At 44.6% G+C, this 20,341-nt stretch carries 16 protein-coding genes; 4 read left to right on the top strand and 12 right to left on the bottom strand.

Annotated elements, in window-relative coordinates; genetic code table 11:
* Nucleotides 1–16: 16 nt before the first annotated feature.
* Together AACU59_RS14670 and AACU59_RS14665 are read left to right on the top strand one after the other, a co-directional pair.
* Nucleotides 17–1,705 (top strand): AMP-binding protein, encoded by a 1,689-nt coding sequence (locus tag AACU59_RS14670; RefSeq protein ID WP_161437562.1) that lies wholly within the window; start codon nt 17–19, stop codon nt 1,703–1,705.
* 154 nt (nt 1,706–1,859) lie between these two features.
* Nucleotides 1,860–2,072 (top strand): VF530 family protein, encoded by a 213-nt coding sequence (locus tag AACU59_RS14665; RefSeq protein ID WP_017046551.1) that lies wholly within the window; start codon nt 1,860–1,862, stop codon nt 2,070–2,072.
* 168 nt (nt 2,073–2,240) lie between these two features.
* On the opposite strand, the gene fusA is transcribed toward AACU59_RS14665, so the two are convergent.
* Together fusA and radA are read right to left on the bottom strand one after the other, a co-directional pair.
* Nucleotides 2,241–4,334 (bottom strand): elongation factor G, encoded by a 2,094-nt coding sequence (gene fusA, locus AACU59_RS14660; RefSeq protein ID WP_017043055.1) that lies wholly within the window; start codon nt 4,332–4,334, stop codon nt 2,241–2,243.
* 162 nt (nt 4,335–4,496) lie between these two features.
* Nucleotides 4,497–5,876, bottom strand: a complete 1,380-nt coding sequence (gene radA / locus AACU59_RS14655) for a DNA repair protein RadA (protein ID WP_017043056.1) — start codon at nt 5,874–5,876, stop codon at nt 4,497–4,499.
* A 191-nt stretch (nt 5,877–6,067) separates the two neighbouring features.
* Here radA and AACU59_RS14650 point away from each other — a divergent pair, with 191 nt between their 5' ends.
* The gene (locus AACU59_RS14650) at nt 6,068–8,413 is read left to right on the top strand and encodes a PilZ domain-containing protein (RefSeq protein ID WP_094125668.1); all 2,346 of its coding nucleotides are present in this window, start codon (nt 6,068–6,070) and stop codon (nt 8,411–8,413) included.
* Between the two features lie 86 nt (nt 8,414–8,499).
* Here the strand turns inward: AACU59_RS14650 and serB are convergent, their stop codons facing one another.
* Complete coding sequence (gene serB / locus AACU59_RS14645; protein ID WP_094125667.1) at nt 8,500–9,480, bottom strand: phosphoserine phosphatase; 981 nt, start codon at nt 9,478–9,480, stop codon at nt 8,500–8,502.
* Nucleotides 9,481–9,667: 187 nt separating this feature from the next.
* Between serB and AACU59_RS14640 the strand changes: the two genes are divergently transcribed.
* Nucleotides 9,668–10,285, top strand: coding sequence for a YtjB family periplasmic protein (locus tag AACU59_RS14640; RefSeq protein WP_026027378.1), 618 nt, complete (start codon nt 9,668–9,670; stop codon nt 10,283–10,285).
* Nucleotides 10,286–10,343: 58 nt separating this feature from the next.
* Here the strand turns inward: AACU59_RS14640 and deoD are convergent, their stop codons facing one another.
* The 9 genes from deoD to AACU59_RS14595 all read right to left on the bottom strand — a co-directional run bounded on the left by deoD (nt 10,344) and on the right by AACU59_RS14595 (nt 19,972).
* The gene (deoD, locus tag AACU59_RS14635) at nt 10,344–11,063 is read right to left on the bottom strand and encodes a purine-nucleoside phosphorylase (protein ID WP_013856127.1); all 720 of its coding nucleotides are present in this window, start codon (nt 11,061–11,063) and stop codon (nt 10,344–10,346) included.
* Between the two features lie 79 nt (nt 11,064–11,142).
* Nucleotides 11,143–12,366, bottom strand: a complete 1,224-nt coding sequence (locus AACU59_RS14630; RefSeq protein ID WP_026027379.1) for a phosphopentomutase — start codon at nt 12,364–12,366, stop codon at nt 11,143–11,145.
* A gap of 21 nt (nt 12,367–12,387) precedes the next feature.
* Nucleotides 12,388–13,749: a thymidine phosphorylase gene (gene deoA / locus AACU59_RS14625; RefSeq protein ID WP_017046546.1), complete on the bottom strand. Its 1,362-nt coding sequence runs from the start codon at nt 13,747–13,749 to the stop codon at nt 12,388–12,390.
* Between the two features lie 95 nt (nt 13,750–13,844).
* On the bottom strand, nt 13,845–14,621 hold the full coding sequence (gene deoC, locus AACU59_RS14620) for a deoxyribose-phosphate aldolase (protein WP_094145491.1): 777 nt from the start codon (nt 14,619–14,621) through the stop codon (nt 13,845–13,847).
* Nucleotides 14,622–15,267: 646 nt separating this feature from the next.
* Nucleotides 15,268–16,527, bottom strand: a complete 1,260-nt coding sequence (locus AACU59_RS14615; protein WP_094125664.1) for a NupC/NupG family nucleoside CNT transporter — start codon at nt 16,525–16,527, stop codon at nt 15,268–15,270.
* A 208-nt stretch (nt 16,528–16,735) separates the two neighbouring features.
* Nucleotides 16,736–17,524 (bottom strand): TatD family hydrolase, encoded by a 789-nt coding sequence (locus tag AACU59_RS14610; protein ID WP_094125663.1) that lies wholly within the window; start codon nt 17,522–17,524, stop codon nt 16,736–16,738.
* The gene (locus tag AACU59_RS14605; RefSeq protein WP_013856121.1) at nt 17,511–17,648 is read right to left on the bottom strand and encodes a DUF5363 family protein; all 138 of its coding nucleotides are present in this window, start codon (nt 17,646–17,648) and stop codon (nt 17,511–17,513) included. Before AACU59_RS14605 ends, AACU59_RS14610 begins: the two co-directional genes overlap by 14 nt.
* A gap of 16 nt (nt 17,649–17,664) precedes the next feature.
* Nucleotides 17,665–18,438, bottom strand: coding sequence for a peroxide stress protein YaaA (gene yaaA / locus AACU59_RS14600; RefSeq protein ID WP_026027382.1), 774 nt, complete (start codon nt 18,436–18,438; stop codon nt 17,665–17,667).
* Nucleotides 18,439–18,547: 109 nt separating this feature from the next.
* Complete coding sequence (locus tag AACU59_RS14595; protein ID WP_013856119.1) at nt 18,548–19,972, bottom strand: alanine/glycine:cation symporter family protein; 1,425 nt, start codon at nt 19,970–19,972, stop codon at nt 18,548–18,550.
* Nucleotides 19,973–20,341 lie beyond the last annotated feature (369 nt).

Genomic DNA, 20,341 nt, shown 5'->3' with positions numbered 1-20,341 from the left:
AACATGGAGTTAGAGAATGATCCAGCCTAACGAGTTAAGCAAAGCAACTTGTGCTCTCCCACCACCGAATGAAATGATCTTGAAATGGGCAGCGGAACGCCCCAACCAAGTTTATTTAAGACAAATTATTAACAGACAATTTGTTGAATACACCTATGCAGAGGTTGCCGACAAAGCACTCAAACTCGTCTCTGCACTGCAAGGATTAGGCGCCAAACCTCAAGATAAAATTGCGCTTATTTCTAAGAATTGCGCTGAATGGTTTATTTGCGATCTCGCAATGATGCTCGGCGACTTCATTAGCGTACCTATTTTTCCAACCGCAGGCGCTGATACCATCGAATATTGCCTCACTCACAGTGAAACAAAAATAGTGATTGTAGGTAAACTCGATAACGGGCAAGCCACTCAGCAAGTGCTCAACAATTTGCCCGATATAATTAGCATCGCGCTCCCCTATGATTCAGCTCCCACTTGCGATCACCTGTTTACAAAATTGATTGAGCACTATCCGCCAAGCACAGAACGCCCTGTACATTATGACAACAAGTTGATGTCTTTAGTCTATACATCGGGTACGTCGGGCTTGCCGAAAGGGGCTATGCTGACCTACGGTGCATTTAGCTGGTCAGCTCAACAGCTTATAAACCACATTGGCATTCAAGAAAACGACCGTTTATTTTCCTACCTCCCTTTAGCTCATATTACTGAACGTGTTTATATTTTTGGCTCTTCCATCATGGGTGGGGTACAAACGGCTTTCCCTGAATCATTAGACACCTTTATTGACGATGTCAAAATGCAGCGCCCGACGCTCTTTATCTCAGTACCAAGGTTATGGACTCTATTTCAGCAACGCATTCAAGACAAATTACCGCAGAAAAAGCTCAATTTTCTGCTAAAGATCCCTTTTGTAAGCACGCTGATTAAGAAGAAACTTGCTGATGGCTTAGGGCTTGATCAAGCACGTGTGCTTGGTTGTGGCTCGGCTCCCGTATCACCGGCGTTATTAGAGTGGTATCACCAAATTGGGCTAAACATTACCGAAGCTTGGGGCATGACAGAATCTTTTGCTTATAGCACCCTGAACTACCCGTTTAGAGCCGACAAATTGGGGTCGGTTGGACGAGCTGGCCCAGGAATCGAACTTAAAATCGCTAATAATGATCATGAGATTATGGTGCGTAGCCAAGGACTATTTTCTGGCTATTATAAAAATGACATTGCAACTCAAGAGTCATTTGATAAAGAAGGATGGCTACATACTGGCGATATCGGTTTTATTGATGCTGAAGGTTATCTCACCATTCAAGGGCGCAAAAAGGATACCTTTAAAACAGCCAAAGGCAAGTTTGTGGCTCCCGTACCTATCGAAAATAAACTGTTCGAATACACTCGAGTCGAGATGATGTGTCTGATTGGATTAGGGCTTCCCGCCCCTATTTTGCTAGTTGTTCCACATAATTTCCCTCATTTTGATCGCGTTCGTTATGAGCGTACTACTCAAAAAGTCATTAAGCGGATGAATGAGGAATTGGAATCGCATGAGCAAATCAAAGGCGTGCTAATGATAAAGGAGCCATGGTCAATCGAAAATGGTGTCCTCACTCCTACCTTAAAAATCAAGCGGCATGTATTAGAACAGAAATATCATGAAATGGGGCACAATTGGCCAAAAGGACAACTGGTTGTTTGGGAAGAGTAATCCATTCTAATTTAGCAGGTTGGACTTAGCCTCTAACCTGCCAATACACCAAGTTTTCACACTAACAACCTCCTATATTGCCTAATATTTTGTCCTAATTTAACTCCTGTGCCTGCTATACTTAGCTTAAATAACGCTATTGAATAATTGAATCATGACACAAGATAATAACCCGCTGCATGGGGTCACTTTAGAAAAACTACTCACGGAGCTCGTTGAATACTATGGCTGGGAAGAGCTCAGCTATATGGTCAATATTAACTGCTTTAAAAAGGATCCGAGTATTAAATCAAGCTTGAAGTTTTTACGTAAAACTGAATGGGCACGTATTAAAGTTGAAGAAATCTATATCAACCTTAAGGGCTAACTAAACGATATGAATTGAGTGGTATAAACTACCTTCTCCCGGCAGTTTCCACTTTGATCGGCTCTGCTTTTATCGGTTTTTATACCCTTTTCTATTTCGTTGTTACATAAAAAAGCCCCACCAGCTTTCACTGGTGGGGCTTTTTACGTTCAGCTTAGCTTTTAAGAATTACTTCTTATCTGCTTCTTTACGTGCTTTAACGTCAGCAATAACTTGCTCTGCAACGTTTGCAGGACATGCAGCGTAGTGTGAGAACTCCATAGAGAACTGACCACGACCAGATGTCATTGTACGTAGGTGACCGATATAACCAAACATTTCAGATAGAGGAACGTTCGCTTTAATACGTACACCTGTTACGCCAGCTTCTTGATCTTTAATCATGCCACGACGACGGTTAAGGTCACCGATAACATCACCAACGTGATCTTCTGGAGTAAACACGTCAACGTGCATAATTGGCTCTAGAAGTTGAGCGCCAGCTTTAGGCATAGATTGACGGAATGCACCTTTCGCTGCGATTTCAAATGCGATTGCAGATGAGTCAACTGCGTGGAAGCCACCGTCGAACAGTTCAACTTCAACGTCTAGTACAGGGAACCCAGCAAGAACACCTTGGTCCATCATAGACTTAAAGCCTTTCTCTACCGCAGGCCAGAATTCTTTAGGTACGTTACCACCAACAACTACTGATTTGAACGTGAAACCTGAATTTGGCTCACCTGGTTTGATACGGTAGTCGATCTTACCGAACTGACCAGAACCACCAGACTGTTTCTTATGCGTATAGCTGTCTTCAATTGCTTTAGTGATAGTTTCACGGTAAGCAACTTGAGGAGCACCAACGATAAGATCAATGCCGTGTGTACGCTTAAGGATATCAACTTTGATATCTAGGTGAAGTTCACCCATACCTTTTAGGATGGTTTCGCCAGTTTCTTCATCAGACTCAACTTGGAATGATGGATCTTCTGAAACCATTTTACCTAGCGCAATACCTAACTTCTCAGAACCGCCTTTGTCTTTAGGAGCAACAGCGATAGAGATTACAGGCGTTGGGAAAATCATTGGCTCAAGAGTACATTCGTGTTTAGGATCACATAGAGTGTGACCAGTTTTCACGTTTTTCATACCAACGATAGCGATGATATCACCCGCTTGAGCGGAATCAAGTTCGTTACGATCGTTCGCGTGCATCTCAACCATACGGCCAATACGCTCAGTCTTACCAGTAGCACTGTTAAGAATGGTGTCACCTTTCTTCAGTTTACCAGAATAAATACGGATAAACGTTAGGGCACCAAAACGGTCATCCATGATCTTGAATGCAAGTGCGCGGAATGGTTCGTCAACAGAAACTGTTGCAACTTTACCAGTAGGCTCACCTGTTTCAGGATCAGTCAGATCTTGAGGTACAACTTCAGCTGGAGCTGGAAGATAATCAACAACGGCATCTAGTAGAAGTTGCATGCCTTTGTTTTTGAATGCTGAACCACAGAATGTAGGGAAGAACGCTAATTCACGAGTACCCTTACGGATACAAGCTTTTAGTTGCTCAATAGTTGGCTCTTCGCCTTCCATATAAGCCATCATTAGCTCGTCGTCTTGCTCTACTGCAGTTTCGATTAGCATTTCACGGTATTCTTCAACTTGCTCTACCATGTCTGCTGGAATTTCTTTGATTTCGTAGTTTTCTGGCTGACCTGAATCATCCCAAACGTAAGCTTGACGGTTTAATACGTCAACAACGCCAACGAATTCGTCTTCACGACCAATTGGAAGAGTCATAACAAGTGGGTTTGCGCCAAGAACTTTCTTCACTTGTCCTACAACGCGGAAGAAGTCTGCACCCATACGGTCTAGTTTGTTTACGAAGATCAGACGAGCAACTTCTGAATCGTTCGCGTAACGCCAGTTAGTTTCTGACTGAGGTTCAACACCGCCAGAACCACAGAATACACCAACACCGCCATCAAGAACTTTCAGAGAACGGTAAACTTCAACTGTGAAGTCAACGTGCCCAGGAGTATCGATAACGTTAAAACGGTGATCTTTCCAGAAACAAGTCGTCGCTGCTGATTGAATTGTGATACCGCGTTCAGCTTCTTGATCCATGAAATCCATGGTAGAAGCGCCATCGTGTACTTCACCTGTACGGTGGATTTTACCAGTAAGCTTAAGAATACGCTCAGTGGTAGTGGTTTTACCGGCATCAACGTGCGCGAAAATACCAATGTTTCTGTATTTTGATAAATCTGCCATTGTCTTACTCTGTTAATAAGGTATAAAGTGCGCGCAGAGTATATCACAATCTGTCAAGACTGATACCCTTGCATACGCTTGCTTGAAAAAAAATATAGTACGGTTACGAACTGTCGGTGAAATATAGGTCATAACCGTAAAAGAGGCGAGTTTAATTAAGATTTATAACTCATCAAATGCTTCAATTGCTTCAGATAATTTCTTCACACCGTGCAATTGCATGCCAGGTATTCCACCTTTAGGCATATTCGCCATCGGAATAATTGCTTTCTTAAAACCATGTTTAAATGCTTCATTTAATCGCTCTTGACCACTAGGTACTGGGCGAATTTCTCCGGCCAAACCGACTTCGCCAAACACCACAACATCTTTAGCAAGTGGTTTATCTCTGAAGCTTGAAAGCAGTGCCATAAGAAGTGCTAAATCGGCGCTTGTTTCCGTCACTTTAACGCCACCAACCACATTAACAAACACATCTTGATCGGACATTTGCAAGCCACCGTGCTTGTGAAGCACTGCCAACAATAAAGATAAGCGATTTTGCTCAAGCCCAACGGCGACTCGCCTTGGGTTCGCTAATTGTGAATAGTCGACCAGTGCTTGGATCTCCACTAGCAGTGGACGCGTTCCTTCCCATACAACCATCACCGAACTGCCCGAAGTATCTTCTTCGCCTCGCGAAAGGAAAATGGCAGAAGGATTACTCACTTCACGCAAGCCCTGTCCCGTCATAGCGAAAACGCCGAGTTCATTGACCGCACCAAATCGGTTCTTGTGACTACGCAATGTACGAAAACGACTATCAGTTCCTCCGTCGAGCAATACCGAGCAGTCAATAATATGCTCTAGCACTTTTGGGCCAGCCAAAGAACCGTCTTTAGTAACGTGTCCGACTAAAAATACGGCAACGTTGTTTTGCTTAGCGTAGCGTGTGAGCGTTGTCGCAGACTCGCGCACTTGTGCCACCGTACCGGGAGAGGATTGGACGTCAGCCACATGCATCACTTGAATTGAGTCTATGACCATGATGCGGGGCTGCTCTTTTTCAGCGATTTGGCAAATGCGATCTACATTGGTTTCCGACAGCATTTTAAGCTTATCTTTAGGTAAACCAAGACGTGAGGCTCGCATCGCGACTTGCTGAAGCGATTCTTCACCCGTGACATACAAAGCAGGCATTGACACCGCGAGCTGACACATGGTTTGCAGCAATAAAGTCGATTTCCCAGCGCCAGGGTTACCACCGATTAAAATCGCCGCGCCGGGTACGACACCACCACCCAATACACGGTCCAACTCTTTAAAGCCGCTAGAAAACCGTGGGACTTCCTGCAGATTAATATCCGACAGCACTTGGACTTGTGATTCCGTTACCGCCCCAGCGTAACCACCTAGTCGCTCATTACGTGCAACCTGCGGCGATGCTGCCAAGCGTACTTCGGTGATAGTATTCCATGCACCACAAGCACTGCATTGACCTTGCCAACGCGGAAAATCTGCGCCGCAATCATTACATACATAGGCGCGTTTTGCTTTTGCCATGCTTCCTCAACAATTCCTGTTTCTTGTTGGTAACCTATACTTTTCAAGCTTAAAGATTAAACTGTTAAGTAATCATGAAGTGATATAGGTTGATTTACGTTTAAATAAAGGTTGAACCTTCGCAACAGATAACTAAAGATTATGATAACGATGCCGATTAATCTTTGAGACGGACACTCTAACAGAAAAGTATGCAGCAATCTGAAATTCTATCAATCGCAGAGCGTTTGATCCCAGCTTACCGTTTACCTGATTTTGAATACCTTCTTTCACAAATGACAGAAGATGAATCACCGTCGGCAAAATTACTGGTCAAAATGGAGCTCAATCGCATCATGGCTCCTTGTGTTAAAAGTATTGACTTGCGAGGTCGGGTACAAGGGGAATGCCGAGAATATGAATTAGATGGCCGCAAACATTGGTTCGACGATGTGGCCTTTAACGCGTATCACAAAGGGGTCAAAAAATTTGGTGCGTACACGGAAGGTGTATGGGAAGCATTAAACAATACGCCAAACAACTTCCGTGTGATGCAACAACGTGGTGCCCAAAACCCACAAAAAGACGGTGGTGGCAGTACGTTTTTTGAGGCTGAGCCAATTAAGCTTGGTTATGATCTCAAGCGTCAAGAAAATCGCTTAAAAGTCACCTCACAAGTTGAGATTCACCTACCTAGTAAACAGTTGGTCAATGGCCTCAGTGTTGATCTATCCGTTTCGGGTGCAAAATTTAAAGTTCCCGCCGCTTTTAACTACAAGCTCGGTGAGGTGATCAAAGTCTATTTTTCCGAACTCAACAAAACGTCAGAAGTGGTTGGACTGCACCACGCCATTGAATATCGTATTTTAGGTATTGATGAGTCTTACGATAACGATGCCGTGAAATTTCTGCGTACGCTAAAACTTTCCGACACTAACATCATCGAAAAAGTGATTACTGAATCGCTGCAAAATAACACTCAAAAAGCGCGCCACGATAACCAAGATAAACTCATCCGAGCTCGAACCCGTGGTTACGAGCACACCTATTTAAAACACACCTGTAACTTACCAGTGTTTTTTAGTGGCAGTGAATTGAAGTTGGTGCTGCTGACTGAAAATAACCAACCGATCTGGCAATACTGGCACGACGAGCGTAATCAACAAGCACTCGGTTCGTTATTCAATAAAGAGCGGATGGAACAGTTAACCAAGCCGGGGATGCGGGGTAGCAATAATGTGCTTTATGCTTTTAAGCATGAACATCAGGAAAAAACGCTCTTTTTTTCAATGATGATGCCCGAGGCCAACCGTGAACAAAGAAAAATGTTTTGGCATGTTGGCGCTCGTCGACAAAGTTGGAAAGCGTTTCGCTTATTTGTCTTTGAACTCTCGGATGAAGAGCGTCAAGAACTTGCGGTTCATGCCCATGAATTGTCAGATCGCTCAAGCCACTTAACGCACTGTGGCGTTTTACAAGAAATTGGCGATGAGGATTCGGCAAAAGATTACCTATTGACTGACAAACCCAATTTACCCAATAGCGAACTCAATAAATTTCGTCATCCAAGGCAGATCATTGGTCAACCTACAGGCATTTATTTTGATGCTCGCTCGCGTAGAAAAGAGCCTCGTTACCAATTCAAGACACCGCTAACCATCACCTCAGACTCTGGAGTAAATGCGACTGGCCATACGGTTGATTTATCTAAACGTGGTTTAAGTATTATTGTTGATACACCACTACCAGTGAAAGCAGGCGATAACGTCACCATCAATTACCACGAATTACAGCTTTACGACAAAAAGCTGCCACTGCATAGCCTTCCCTATAATGTCATTCGAATTGGGCCCGAAGGTCGGCGTCTACAATTGGTGATAGAAGAAAATATACATACCATCAAAACAATCGCTTTTTTCAATAGCATTATTGAAAACAATCAAGATAAGTTGTTACAGAAAGAAGAAGTTCTACCAAGTCATAACTTGCTGGAAGGGTTGCACAACATCTTGCTTGATAAGATGATAAGTTCGCCGATTTTCGTTGATAAACACGGTGCAAATTTACGCCCTAAAGTGATTGGCGTAAATTACCCCTTGCCGCCTCATCTTGTGTTACTGGCTAAATTAGGCCAAGAAAATCGCATCACGTTAGAGCCAATATTCAAAGGTCACACCAATACGCTACTGGCTAAACCGATGCGACGCATTGAAGGAGCGATACCGCAATATCACGACGTTTATATTGCGGCAATCAAATTTGGCACGCGTATTCAATCAATCCAATCGAAATTATTAAGTGATTTTGAAAACACTAAAGAGCGTATTAATTTCATTCAAAAAGCGCAGCACATGGGTGAAATTTACATCTTGAGGATTTGCAGTGCACCCGTCTTTGACCCAATTACTACGCTGCTGCGCAGTGATCTCAATGAGTTGGCACAAATTAGTCTTCATCACGCTCGTACGCTAGAAAAAGAGATCACCTCAATCATTGGTTATGGAGAGGTGATCGATATTACAGAAGAAGTATTGATCCGCTTAGAGCTGACCTTGTAAAAGCGACTGACTTTTGTAAAAGAGAGTGTGGGTAAAAGAGAGAGTGGGCATCGCTCACTCTCTTATCTCTTGCGGTTGAGCTTTACTTAAGGCTTCACTTTCCAACTGAGTTTTTGCTGCTTCACCAATGAGGCAGAGAGAATACAGAGCACGCCACCAAGGCCTGTAAAACGGACCGCCGCTTGTGCTTTTTCTTCAACTTTAGGTTTAGCATGATAAGCAACGCCTAACCCCGCGGCAGCCATCATAACTAAATCATTCGCCCCATCGCCAACCGCGACAGTATTGTGCAATTCAATCTCATAACGTTGTGCTAACTCAACCAAAATATCGGCTTTGGTTTGTGCCGAAACGACATCACCTAGCACTTGACCAGTAAGCTTGCCATCAACAATTTCTAACGTATTGGATTGCGCATGATCAAGTTGCAGTTCGCTTTTTAAATAATCTGAAAAATAGGTAAAGCCACCGGATGCAATCGCCGTTTTCCACCCCAATGCATGCAGTGTCGCCACCAGTTCACGTAAATCGGGCATCATGGGTAATGTAGAGCGAACCGCTTCAAGAATCGACTCATCGGCACCAGCAAGTTTGCCAACCCGCTGACGCAAGCTTTGCTCAAAATCCAATTCACCTTGCATCGCTCGCTCAGTGACTTCGGCTACCTCCTCTCCGACACCCGCTAACTTAGCTATCTCATCAATGCATTCAATTTGAATCGCCGTGGAGTCCATATCCATCACAATCAAACCCGGTTTAGAAAGGTCTGGTACTTCACACAAACGGGCATAATCAATTTCGAGCCCTTGTAAAATTTTCTCGTGCTCTGTCGTCAGCTCACCTGACATCAACGCCACTTCATAATGCCCCACTTTCCACATATCGAGGACAGCGTTGTAGTAACCGGTAAAAAAGTCAATATCATCAAAATGTTGAGTGGAGAGATAAGGTGCAAAAACAATCCAACTTGCTTTTGCTTTGTCAAATTGTGAAGAGAAACGAGTTTCAGGCAAGCGGTTGAGCAGCGTTGTGTGCCTTTTGATCGGCAATGTTTTGAGGGCATCCATGTTTATCATTCCTTAATCAATCCTTTTCCTTCAGCCTGCTTAAATGCACCACAAGCAAAATGGGAGCAACTCGATTCAATGCTCGAGTATCAATAAATGGGTGTATGCCCCTGACGTTACCCTATTGCAATTTAAAAACGCAAGTCTCAATATGAGTAAAGTTTTTATTTATCCAATCAGGTGGGTTATGGACGGCTCTTTATTTTCATTTCGCGTCGCAATTCGTGTGCTTACCGTCATTTTATTAGCAGGCATGTTCTTCTTTACCGTAAAAAACAGCGTTGTGATCAGTAAAGGTAACGAACGAATTCAGGCCAACCAACTAGAAACATTAACTAAGGTTTTGATTTCACAGGCATCACTATCTGCGGGCAGCATGATATCAGAGCAAGATCAAGAGCGCCTGCTAGCCCTTACAAACCAGTTAGCTCAAGACAAACTGGTGTTTGATGCCACCATTTATGATTCCGAAGGGGTCAAATTAGCCGCCAGCGATAACGCGTTAAGCGTACGCGAAGTATTAGGATTGGATACACCACTGCGCACGGCCAGCATTGGCCGTCAGCAACTGGTTGAGCCTGTCTATCATGAAAGCAGTATTATTGGTTTTATCCGCATTACTTTTGAAACTGGCCGCGTCACCGCGATTTCAGATCACCACTATCGTAAAAGTGATCGCTACATGTATCTCATGCTGTTGACCAGCTTTGTCAGCGGTGTATTGCTCACACTGCTACTGCTGCGCCGAAAGCCAAAGAGTGGTGGTGAGAACCTGCTGCTACAGAATGTGGATGATATGACTTAGCAGGCTTTGTAAATAAAAAAACCTCAGTTGCGACACTGAGGTTTTTTATAAAAGAAGATTATTGAGCGTCGCCAATCAATACTGAATCTAACGCAATTTCAATCATTTCATTGAAAGTGTTTTGACGCTCTTCTGACGTCGTTTGCTCGCCAGTTTTGATGTGATCAGAGACAGTGCAAATCGTCAGTGCTTTTGCGCCATATTCCGCCGCTACGCCGTAGATTCCTGCCGCTTCCATTTCTACACCAACAATGCCGTATTTATCCATCACATCGAACATCTCTGGATCTGGCGTGTAGAAAAGCTCTGCGGAGAACAAGTTACCCACTTTCACGTTAATACCACGCGCCGTAGCCGCCTCTTCTGCGGCTTTAACCATTTTGTAATCGGCAATCGCAGCAAAATCATGGTCTTTAAAACGGATGCGGTTAACTTTGGAATCGGTACAAGCCCCCATACCAATCACAACATCACGCACTTTGATATCGTCGCTGACCGCACCACAGCTTCCGACACGGATCACTTTTTTCACGCCAAAATCTTTGATAAGTTCCGTCACGTAAATTGAGCATGAAGGGATCCCCATCCCATGGCCCATTACCGAAATTTTACGACCTTTATACGTGCCTGTATAACCAAACATGTTACGGACATCACACACTTGAACCACATCATCAAGGAAAGTTTCTGCGATGTATTTTGCGCGAAGTGGGTCACCCGGCATTAAAACGACGTCTGCAAATGCACCCATTTCAGCATTAATATGTGGAGTTGCCATTAAAAGTATCCTTTATCTAAATTGACCAAAGAATAGAGAGTGATCTCTCTATTCATCCTCAAAAAATGAATCGCTACGCTTACTGTAAGAAATTGGTGCCGTAATCCATCGCAGACGTACCGAAATAGTGCGCCAGTGACTGACCAATATCAGCAAACGTCTCACGGCGGCCCAATGAACCGGGGGCCACTTTATGCCCATAAATCAAGACTGGAATGTGCTCGCGCGTATGATCCGTACCCGGCCAAGTTGGATCGCAACCATGGTCCGCTGTAAGAATAAGTACATCGTCCTCTTCCATTAACTCAAGCACTTGTGGCAGACGCTTGTCAAAGTACTCCAGTGCCGCAGCGTAGCCCGCAACATCACGGCGATGACCATAAGCGGAATCAAAATCAACGAAGTTAGTGAAGACGATTGTGTTATCTTTCGCTTGTTTGATTTGTTCTAGTGTTGCATCAAATAAAGCCGGGATGCCTGTCGCTTTGACTTTATGAGTGATGCCGCAGTAGGCGTAAATATCGGCAATTTTACCAATAGAAACCACGTTACCTTGCTTCTCATCAACCAACTTTTGCAGCACGGTCGCCGCTGGCGGCTCAACAGATAAATCACGACGGTTGCCAGTGCGAGCAAATTCTCCCGCTTTCGGGCCAATGAACGGGCGCGCAATCACGCGGCCAATGTTGTAATCCGCCAATTCTTCACGTGCGATCTGGCAAAGTTCTAACAAACGATCAAGACCGAACGTCTCTTCGTGACAAGCAATTTGGAACACTGAGTCAGCTGAGGTATAGAAAATCGGTTTACCCGTTTTCATGTGCTCTTCACCCAAATCATCTAAAACCTGAGTGCCTGATGCATGGCAGTTACCAAGAAAACCATCCAAACCTGCGCGTTCAATAATGCGATCGGTCAGCTCTTTCGGGAAACTATTTTGCTTATCGCTGAAATAACCCCATTCAAACAGCACAGGAACACCAGCAATTTCCCAGTGACCCGAAGGAGTATCTTTACCTGATGAAAGCTCAGCGGCGTGGCCGTACGCACCGATAATATCAGCGTTGGCATCAAGCCCCGGAGCAAAACGCCCCGTTGACTCTTTATGCGCCATGGCAAGCCCCAGTTTCGATAAGTTTGGCAGCGTCAATGGGCCCTGGCGATCCGCGTTATTCGCTTCGCCTTTAGCACATTGGTCTGCGATGTGGCCCAAAGTGTCAGCGCCAACATCACCAAATTGTGGTGCATCAGCGGTTTCGCCGATACCAAATGAATCTAATACTAAAATAAATGCTCTTTTCATTGCTCTCTCCAACCGATATTTTTATACGTCTTCTGCGCGAATTTGGCCGTAGACATCGGGTGTTGGTGTGTATTCTCCGCCAATTTGAATGGCGCTTTGTAATGCTTTGGCCGCTTGTTGCCATTGCGCTTCATTACGCGCATGGATCACCGCCAACGGCTTGCTGCTATCGGCAACTTCACCTAGGCGAATAAATTGGTCAAACCCAACCGCGTAATCAATAGTGTCAGTTGCGACGCGGCGTCCACCGCCCATCTCCACCACGGCCATGCCAATCGCGCGAGTATCCATTGCCGATACAACGCCACTTTCTAGAGCGTAAACGGGCTTAACCAGCTCGGTTTTTTCAAGATAGTGATCGTAATTTTCAACAAAATCAGCGGGGCCGCCTAACCCTTTGACCATTTTGCCAAAGCATTCAGCCGCTTTTCCGTTATTAAGAACGGACATCAGTTTCGCACGAGCATCATTGCTGTCTTTTGCTAAATTGCCTAACAACAACATCTCAACGCAAGAGGCCAAGGTAATTTCCAGTAAGCGAGGGTTGCGATATTCACCAGTTAAAAAGCGTACCGCTTCACGCACTTCAAGGGCATTACCTGCCGAAGAGGCCAGCACTTGGTTCATATCCGTCAAAATAGCCGTGGTTTTCGTACCTGCGCCGTTAGCCACTGCGACGATAGATTTAGCCAACTCTTCAGAAGCTTCGTAAGTCGGCATAAATGCGCCAGAACCGACTTTGACATCCATCACCAAGGAATCTAACCCAGCGGCTAATTTTTTAGAAAGAATCGAGGCGGTGATGAGTGAAATATTGTCGACCGTTGCGGTAATGTCACGTGTGGCGTATACGCGTTTATCCGCTGGTGCGAGATCACCCGTTTGGCCGATGATAGCAACGCCCGCTTCTTTGGTTACTTGACCAAATACGTCATTACTTGGCGTGATGTTATAACCGGGAATCGACTCCAATTTATCCAGCGTGCCGCCCGTATGACCAAGGCCGCGCCCTGAAATCATAGGAACAAAACCACCGCAGGCTGCGACCATGGGGCCAAGCATCAGCGAAGTAACATCGCCCACGCCGCCAGTTGAGTGTTTATCAACGATAGGACCACCGAAGTTCATCGCATCCCAGTTGATCACCATCCCAGAATCACGCATAGCGCACGTCAGTGCAATGCGCTCTGGCATAGTCATTTCATTGAAGAAAATCGTCATGGCAAAGGCCGCAATTTGGCCTTCGGAGACGGTATTATTCGCCACACCTTGAATAAAAAAGTTAATTTCTTCGGTGGTGAGGATCTCACCGTCACGCTTTTTGCGAATGATTTCTTGAGGTAAAAAAGTTTGAGTTGAATACATTAGTTGCCTCCCAAGCATGATGCTTTGGTCAGTAAGGTAAAGAGGTAATCGGGAGCTGATGGCTCAGCTCCACGAGTCAGACTTATTATTATCAGTCCTACTTCAGCGCATAATTAATACGCAGCTGGATCGGCTTTTTGGTCTGTTACTTCTAATGTATTCAAAAGATTGGTTAGCAGGCTTGAAGCCCCAAAACGGTAGTGCATGCTGTCGGCCCAATCTGCGCCAAGTAGCTCATCAGCCATCGCGAGATACAATGCAGCATCTTGCGCTGTGCGTACACCGCCCGCAGGTTTAAAGCCTACAGTTTTGGCAACGCCCATATCGCGAATCACTTCTAGCATCATGCGTGCGTATTCTGGTGTTGCATTCACAGGGACTTTGCCCGTTGAGGTTTTGATGAAATCAGCGCCCGCTTCAATACAGATTTGAGACGCTTTCTTGATTAATGCTTCTTCTTTTAGCTCACCTGTTTCGATGATCACTTTAAGCAGAATGTCACCACACGCGGCTTTACATTGCTTAACAAGATCAAAACCGACTTGCTCATTACCGGCGATTAATGCGCGGTAAGGGAACACAACGTCGACTTCATCAGCACCGTACGCAACAGCGGCTTTAGTTTCCGCAACGACAATCTCAATATCATCATTACCGTGTGGGAAGTTGGTAACGGTTGCGATACGAATCTCTGGCGTGCCTTGCTCGCGAAGTGTCTTCTTCGCAATAGGAATAAAGCGAGGGTAAATACAAATTGCAGCGGTATTACCTACAGCCGTTTTGGCATCATGACAAAGGGCAATCACTTTCGCATCCGTGTCATCATCGTTTAGCGTAGTCAAATCCATCAATTTCAGTGCACGTAGTGCGGCTGCTTTTAAATCGCTCATTTCTATCTCCGATCAATATATTCAAATAGTTCACTAGTAAACCACGCTCAGTGTTGAGAGCGAGATGGCTTGCTAGCCACAAATGAACGGACTTGGTTCCTTGAAGACTCGAAATGCACTTGCATTTCAATTGCTATCCCTGTCACCGCACAGTACCAATTTGGCCTATGGCACAACCATGATATGCCACTTATTTGCACTCATCGCCGTGTCTAACGTATATCCGTGTGTAACTTATACCCGTATCTAATTTATATCAAAGCAACACGACATGATAAAACGGGCTGCCTTTGCGTCAAATCATACTCCATGTATTGATTGGCGCTAGCTGATATCTTCACTCTTCTATTGAAAATGAATCTCACTGATACAGTATAGATTTTCACTACAAAACTGTAGCGTCATTCATAGAGCAAACGGTTTGTATCTCAAAAAAGATCAGCGTCAACGATAATCTCGTTTACCGATAAACTCTGATCTATCCATTAAAAGCTAACTTATAAAAGAGAGCTTGAGGTGATACACACTGACCACCCGACTAAAGAGTGAATCAAAGTATTCCTTTCGCCAAAACAAAAAAGCCCCGCAGCAATCTCTTGCTACGGGGCGATGTTAAACGGCGTCTATATCTCTTTCTCTTGTTTAATTAGAAAGAAAGGAAGAAGCCAGCAATAGTTGCTGCCATTAAGTTAGACAGTGTACCAGCACAAACGGCTTTTACACCCATCTTCGCGATATCGTGACGACGGTTAGGAGCAAGACCACCTAAACCACCGAGTAGAATCGCAACAGAAGAAAGGTTGGCGAAGCCACACAGTGCAAATGAGATGATAGCTTGAGTTTTCTCAGACATCACCGCACCAGTAGCAGCAACGAGCTGTGCGTTCTCACCCACGTAAGGTACGAAGTTTAGATAAGCAACAAATTCGTTTACAACCAGTTTTTGACCGATGAAAGAGCCCGCGAGCGTTGCTTCTTCCCATGGCACACCAATCAGGAATGCTAATGGAGAGAAAAGCCAACCAAGCAGTAGTTCTAGAGTCAGTTCAGGCATACCGAACCAACCACCCACACCACCAAGCATACCGTTAACTAACGCGATTAGACCAACGAAGGCAAGTAGCATTGCACCTACGTTCAGCGCAAGTTGCAGACCAACAGAAGCACCACCTGCAGCAGCATCGATTACGTTGGCAGGTTTATCATTGCCATCCATATCGCTACCCAGTTCTTCATCTGGAGTATCGGTTTCTGGTTTGATGATTTTTGCAAACAGTAGACCACCCGGTGCTGCCATGAAAGAGGCCGCAACAAGGTACTCTAGCGGCACACCCATCGATGCGTAACCAGCAAGTACACCACCCGCAACTGAAGCCAAACCACCACACATTACTGCAAACAGCTCAGATTGAGTCATTTTAGGTACAAACGGACGAACCACGAGTGGCGCTTCTGTTTGACCTACGAAAATGTTGGCTGCAGCAGACATCGATTCCGCACGAGAGGTACCGAGTGCTTTTTGTAAACCACCACCTAGAATCTTAATTACCCATTGCATAACGCCAATGTAGTAAAGCACAGAGATAAGTGCCGAGAAGAAGATTAGAGTAGGTAGAACTTGGAAAGCAAAGATGAAGCCAATACCGTCAACTGAAAAGTTAACTAGGCTGCCGAATAGAAAACCAGTACCGTCTTTACCGAAGTCGATGACGTTTTGAACACCCGCAGAGAAACCTGCAAGGAGATCACGACCCCATGGTACGTAAAGAACGAAACCACCGATAATAAATTGGATAGCAAAAGCGCCACCCACTGTTCTTAGATTGATAGCTTTGCGGTTATCAGACAGTAGAACTGCAAGTCCTAGCAGAACTGCCATACCGACTAGGCTCATAAACAGGCTCATAGTTTATGATTTCCTTATTAGGTTATTGTTGGCGTGTTATAAAATGGAGCTCATGAAGCGGGGTGATTATACTCATCACCACTAAGATAAAGTAATGCCAGCCTCACACTTTCTTATAAGATTCACTGCCCATTCACTCATTTATGTGAGCACGTTCAATGTTTACTGACACTAGAATCATTAAACCTACATTTCATTTCGAATTTATTCACACCGGAAAGAACAGAGAATGGCTGTTTTTCCACAAAACATCAGCAACCGTTTGCTCTGATTGGTTCTTCAGCAACGCAAGCGTTTGCAGGATAATCGGCAGTTTTTGTGGGTGATTCGCTTGCCCTTGAAAACCATTGAGTGGCATATCAGGAGCATCTGTTTCTAGCACTAAACTTTCGATGGGGAGTGCCGCAATAGTAAGACGGGTTTTGTTGGCTCTTGGATAGGTAATAACACCACCCACGCCAATCTTAAAACCCAGTTCAATAAACTGGTTTGCCTGTTGAACGCTGCCAGAAAAAGCATGCAGCACTCCACCTTGGCTAAATTGATGTTTTTTTAACAGTTGTATAAGGCGGTTGTGCGCTTTGCGGCTGTGTAATATCAATGGAAGTCTGGCTCGCTTCGCAAGCTCTAGTTGCATTTCAAACATTGTTTCTTGCAAAGCAGGAGCAATATCCGTCGTAAAATCTAAGCCACACTCCCCCAGAGCCACGCATTGAGCTGGTTTTTGAAGTAACTTTTGCTCAAGCTCGTCGATATCCGCAGGGGAAGAGGTTGATAAAAAACAGGGATGGAACCCGAGAGCAAAGTAGAGTTCAGGATAACCGTTAGCAAGCTCGGCTACTCGCTGCCAGTTACTTGGACCAACGGCGGGAATCACTATTTTCTCAACCCCTTGCTGGCGAGCTAAATGTAAATGGTGTTCAAACTCACGCTCAAAGATAGGAAAATCGAGATGGCAATGCGTATCAAATAAACGCAGCTTCTTATTCTCGCTCACGTTCTTTACTCTGAACAGGATCTTGACGATAAGGAACACAGCTACGTTTTTTATCTGGTGTTAAACCCATGTTCTCACACCAGCGATCATAACGCGCAACCTGCTTTTTCAACCACTGCCACATAACCGCCTCTCTTACATCACTGCTCTTCGCGTTTAAAGACCAACTCAGTTGCTGATGACTCCTGTTCTACAAAATAGTAGCCAGCACTGTCAAACTGAGCCAATTGCTCTACAGAAGAGATTTGTTTATCGATAATGTAGCGCGCCATCATGCCACGAGCCTTCTTAGCATAGAAGCTAATGACTTTGTATTGCCCTTTCTTACAATCCTTAAATACCGGAGTAATGATGCTCCCCTTAAGCTTTTTCGGATTAACCGCTTTAAAATACTCGTTGGAAGCGAGATTAATCAACACATCATCGCCTTGCTCTTTCAGAGCTTGATTGAGTTTATCGGTAATGATATCCCCCCAAAACTGGTACAGGTTAGTCCCCCTCGGGTTACCCAATCTCGTGCCCATCTCCAAACGGTACGGTTGCATCAGATCCAGTGGTTTCAATACACCATACAAGCCAGAGAGCATTCTTAAATGCTGTTGTGCATGTTCAAATCCGGCATCCGATAATGTTTCTGCTTCAAATCCTGTATAAACATCCCCTTTAAACGCCAAAATGGCGGGACGTGCATTATCCAACGTGAAGGTTGGGCTCCACTGCGCAAAGCGAGCCACGTTGAGCCCAGCAATTTTATCGCTCACTTTCATCAACGCTGAGATGTCGGCAGGAGTCAATTGACGGCAAACATCGATCAACTGAGCTGAATGGTCAATAAGCTCCGGCTGAGTATATTTGCTTGTCACCAACGGGGATTCGTAATCTAACGTCTTGGCTGGGGAAACAACAATGAGCATAATTTTCCTTCCTTTCTATTCTTATTTTATGGCTCACAGAGTACAAAAAAAGCCATGCGGTGTCTGCATGGCTTTTTCAATCTATTTAATCGTCAGTAACGATAACAGGCTATTTGTTGTTGTACCAAATGCCATCTTCCAACTGAGATTTTAACTCAGGGTAATCATTAGCATCGAAGGTGGGAACCTTACCTGCGGCTAGCTGACGGTTATAATCTTTCGCGAGCTTAATCACAATGCCAGAGAGCAGAATGATCGCCACCAAGTTAACAATCGCCATTAACCCCATCGAGACATCCGCCATTGCCCATACGGTAGGCAAGGTCGCCAATGAACCAAACATCACCATGGCAAGGAAAACAATACGGAACAACGTTAACCCTTTCTTATTGTTGTGCTCTAAGAAAATCAGGTTCGTTTCGGCATAAGAGTAGTTGGCAATAATTGAAGTAAAGGCGAAGAAGAAAATCGCAAAAGCAACAAAAATCCCACCCCAACTGCCCACTTGTGAGCTTAATGCGCGCTGAGTCAGCTCGATACCGGTAATTTCACCGTGCGGTACATATTCACCCGACATCAAAATAATGGCGACGGTTGCTGAACAGATCACAATCGTATCAATAAAAACACCCAACATTTGCACGTAACCTTGAGAAGCAGGATGCGGCGGATAAGGCGTTGCAGAAGCCGCTGCATTAGGTGCTGAACCCATACCAGCTTCATTGGAAAACAGACCGCGTTTGATGCCGTTAATCATGGCTTGAGCAATCGCGTAACCTAAACCGCCTGCGGCCGCTTCTTGAAGGCCAAATGCACTTTTGAAAATAAGGCTTAATACGGCTGGTAGCTTTTCTATATTAGTGACCATGACAAACATCGCAATCGCTAAGTAAGCTAATGCCATGAAAGGTACAATCAACTCAGCGGTACGCGCAATTTTACGGATACCACCAAAAATGACGAAAGCCGAAATTGCAACGATGAAGATACCGACATACAGCGGATCAAATCCAAAAGCATTTTTCATAGCTCCTGCAATTGAGTTAGCTTGAACGGCATTGAATACTAGGCCAAAAGCAATAATCAGGAAGATGGAAAACAGCACACCCATCCAACGCATACCAAGGCCTTTTTCCATATAGTACGCAGGGCCACCGCGGTAGTTACCATCTTTGTCACGGGTTTTGTATAGCTGAGCCAACGTGCTTTCAGCAAATGAAGTCGCCATACCAAGCATAGCAATCAACCACATCCAGAAAATCGCGCCTGGACCACCCGCCGTTAAAGCAACGGCTACACCGGCCATGTTTCCCGTACCAACACGCGCAGCAAGGCTAGTACAAAGTGCTTGGAAAGAAGAAATACCGGCTTTATCTGCTTTGCGGCTGTTTTTCAACACACTAAACATGTGGCCGAAATGGCGAAATTGAATGAATCCTAGGCGAACGGTGAAGTACACACCAACACCGACTAAAAGATAAACAAGGATGGATCCCCAAAGTAAATCATTCATTAAATTGATTAAGTCTGTCACAAGAACCTCTCATAGAGTGATAGCGCTGACCTAAGCGAAAAGCTTCACGAAAAAATGCACATGCTGCGAGTCAACGTTCTAACCAGCATGTTTTTATCGATATTATGCAATGCATTTTATTCGTCCAAAAAGTGAGGAGCCTCAACTTTTGAAGGGGCAACGTATTTTTGACGGGCGGATAATGCAACCTGAAAGAACAAAAATCAATATGCAACAGGTTTAGTTAAAATGTTATTTTTCACTATAAAATCACCTTTAATTAACATTTAACAAACCAATACAGCAACAACTTGACAACCAAAACAACCCAAACTGGAAACATTGAAAGATAAAAAACAACCATAAAAACCCAGTTGCACTCACTTAATC

The organism is Vibrio sp. V23_P3S9T160 (genome assembly GCF_963886625.1).
GTDB classification, from domain to species: Bacteria; Pseudomonadota; Gammaproteobacteria; order Enterobacterales; family Vibrionaceae; genus Vibrio; species Vibrio anguillarum.
This window is presented reverse-complemented; position numbering and strand designations above follow the sequence as displayed.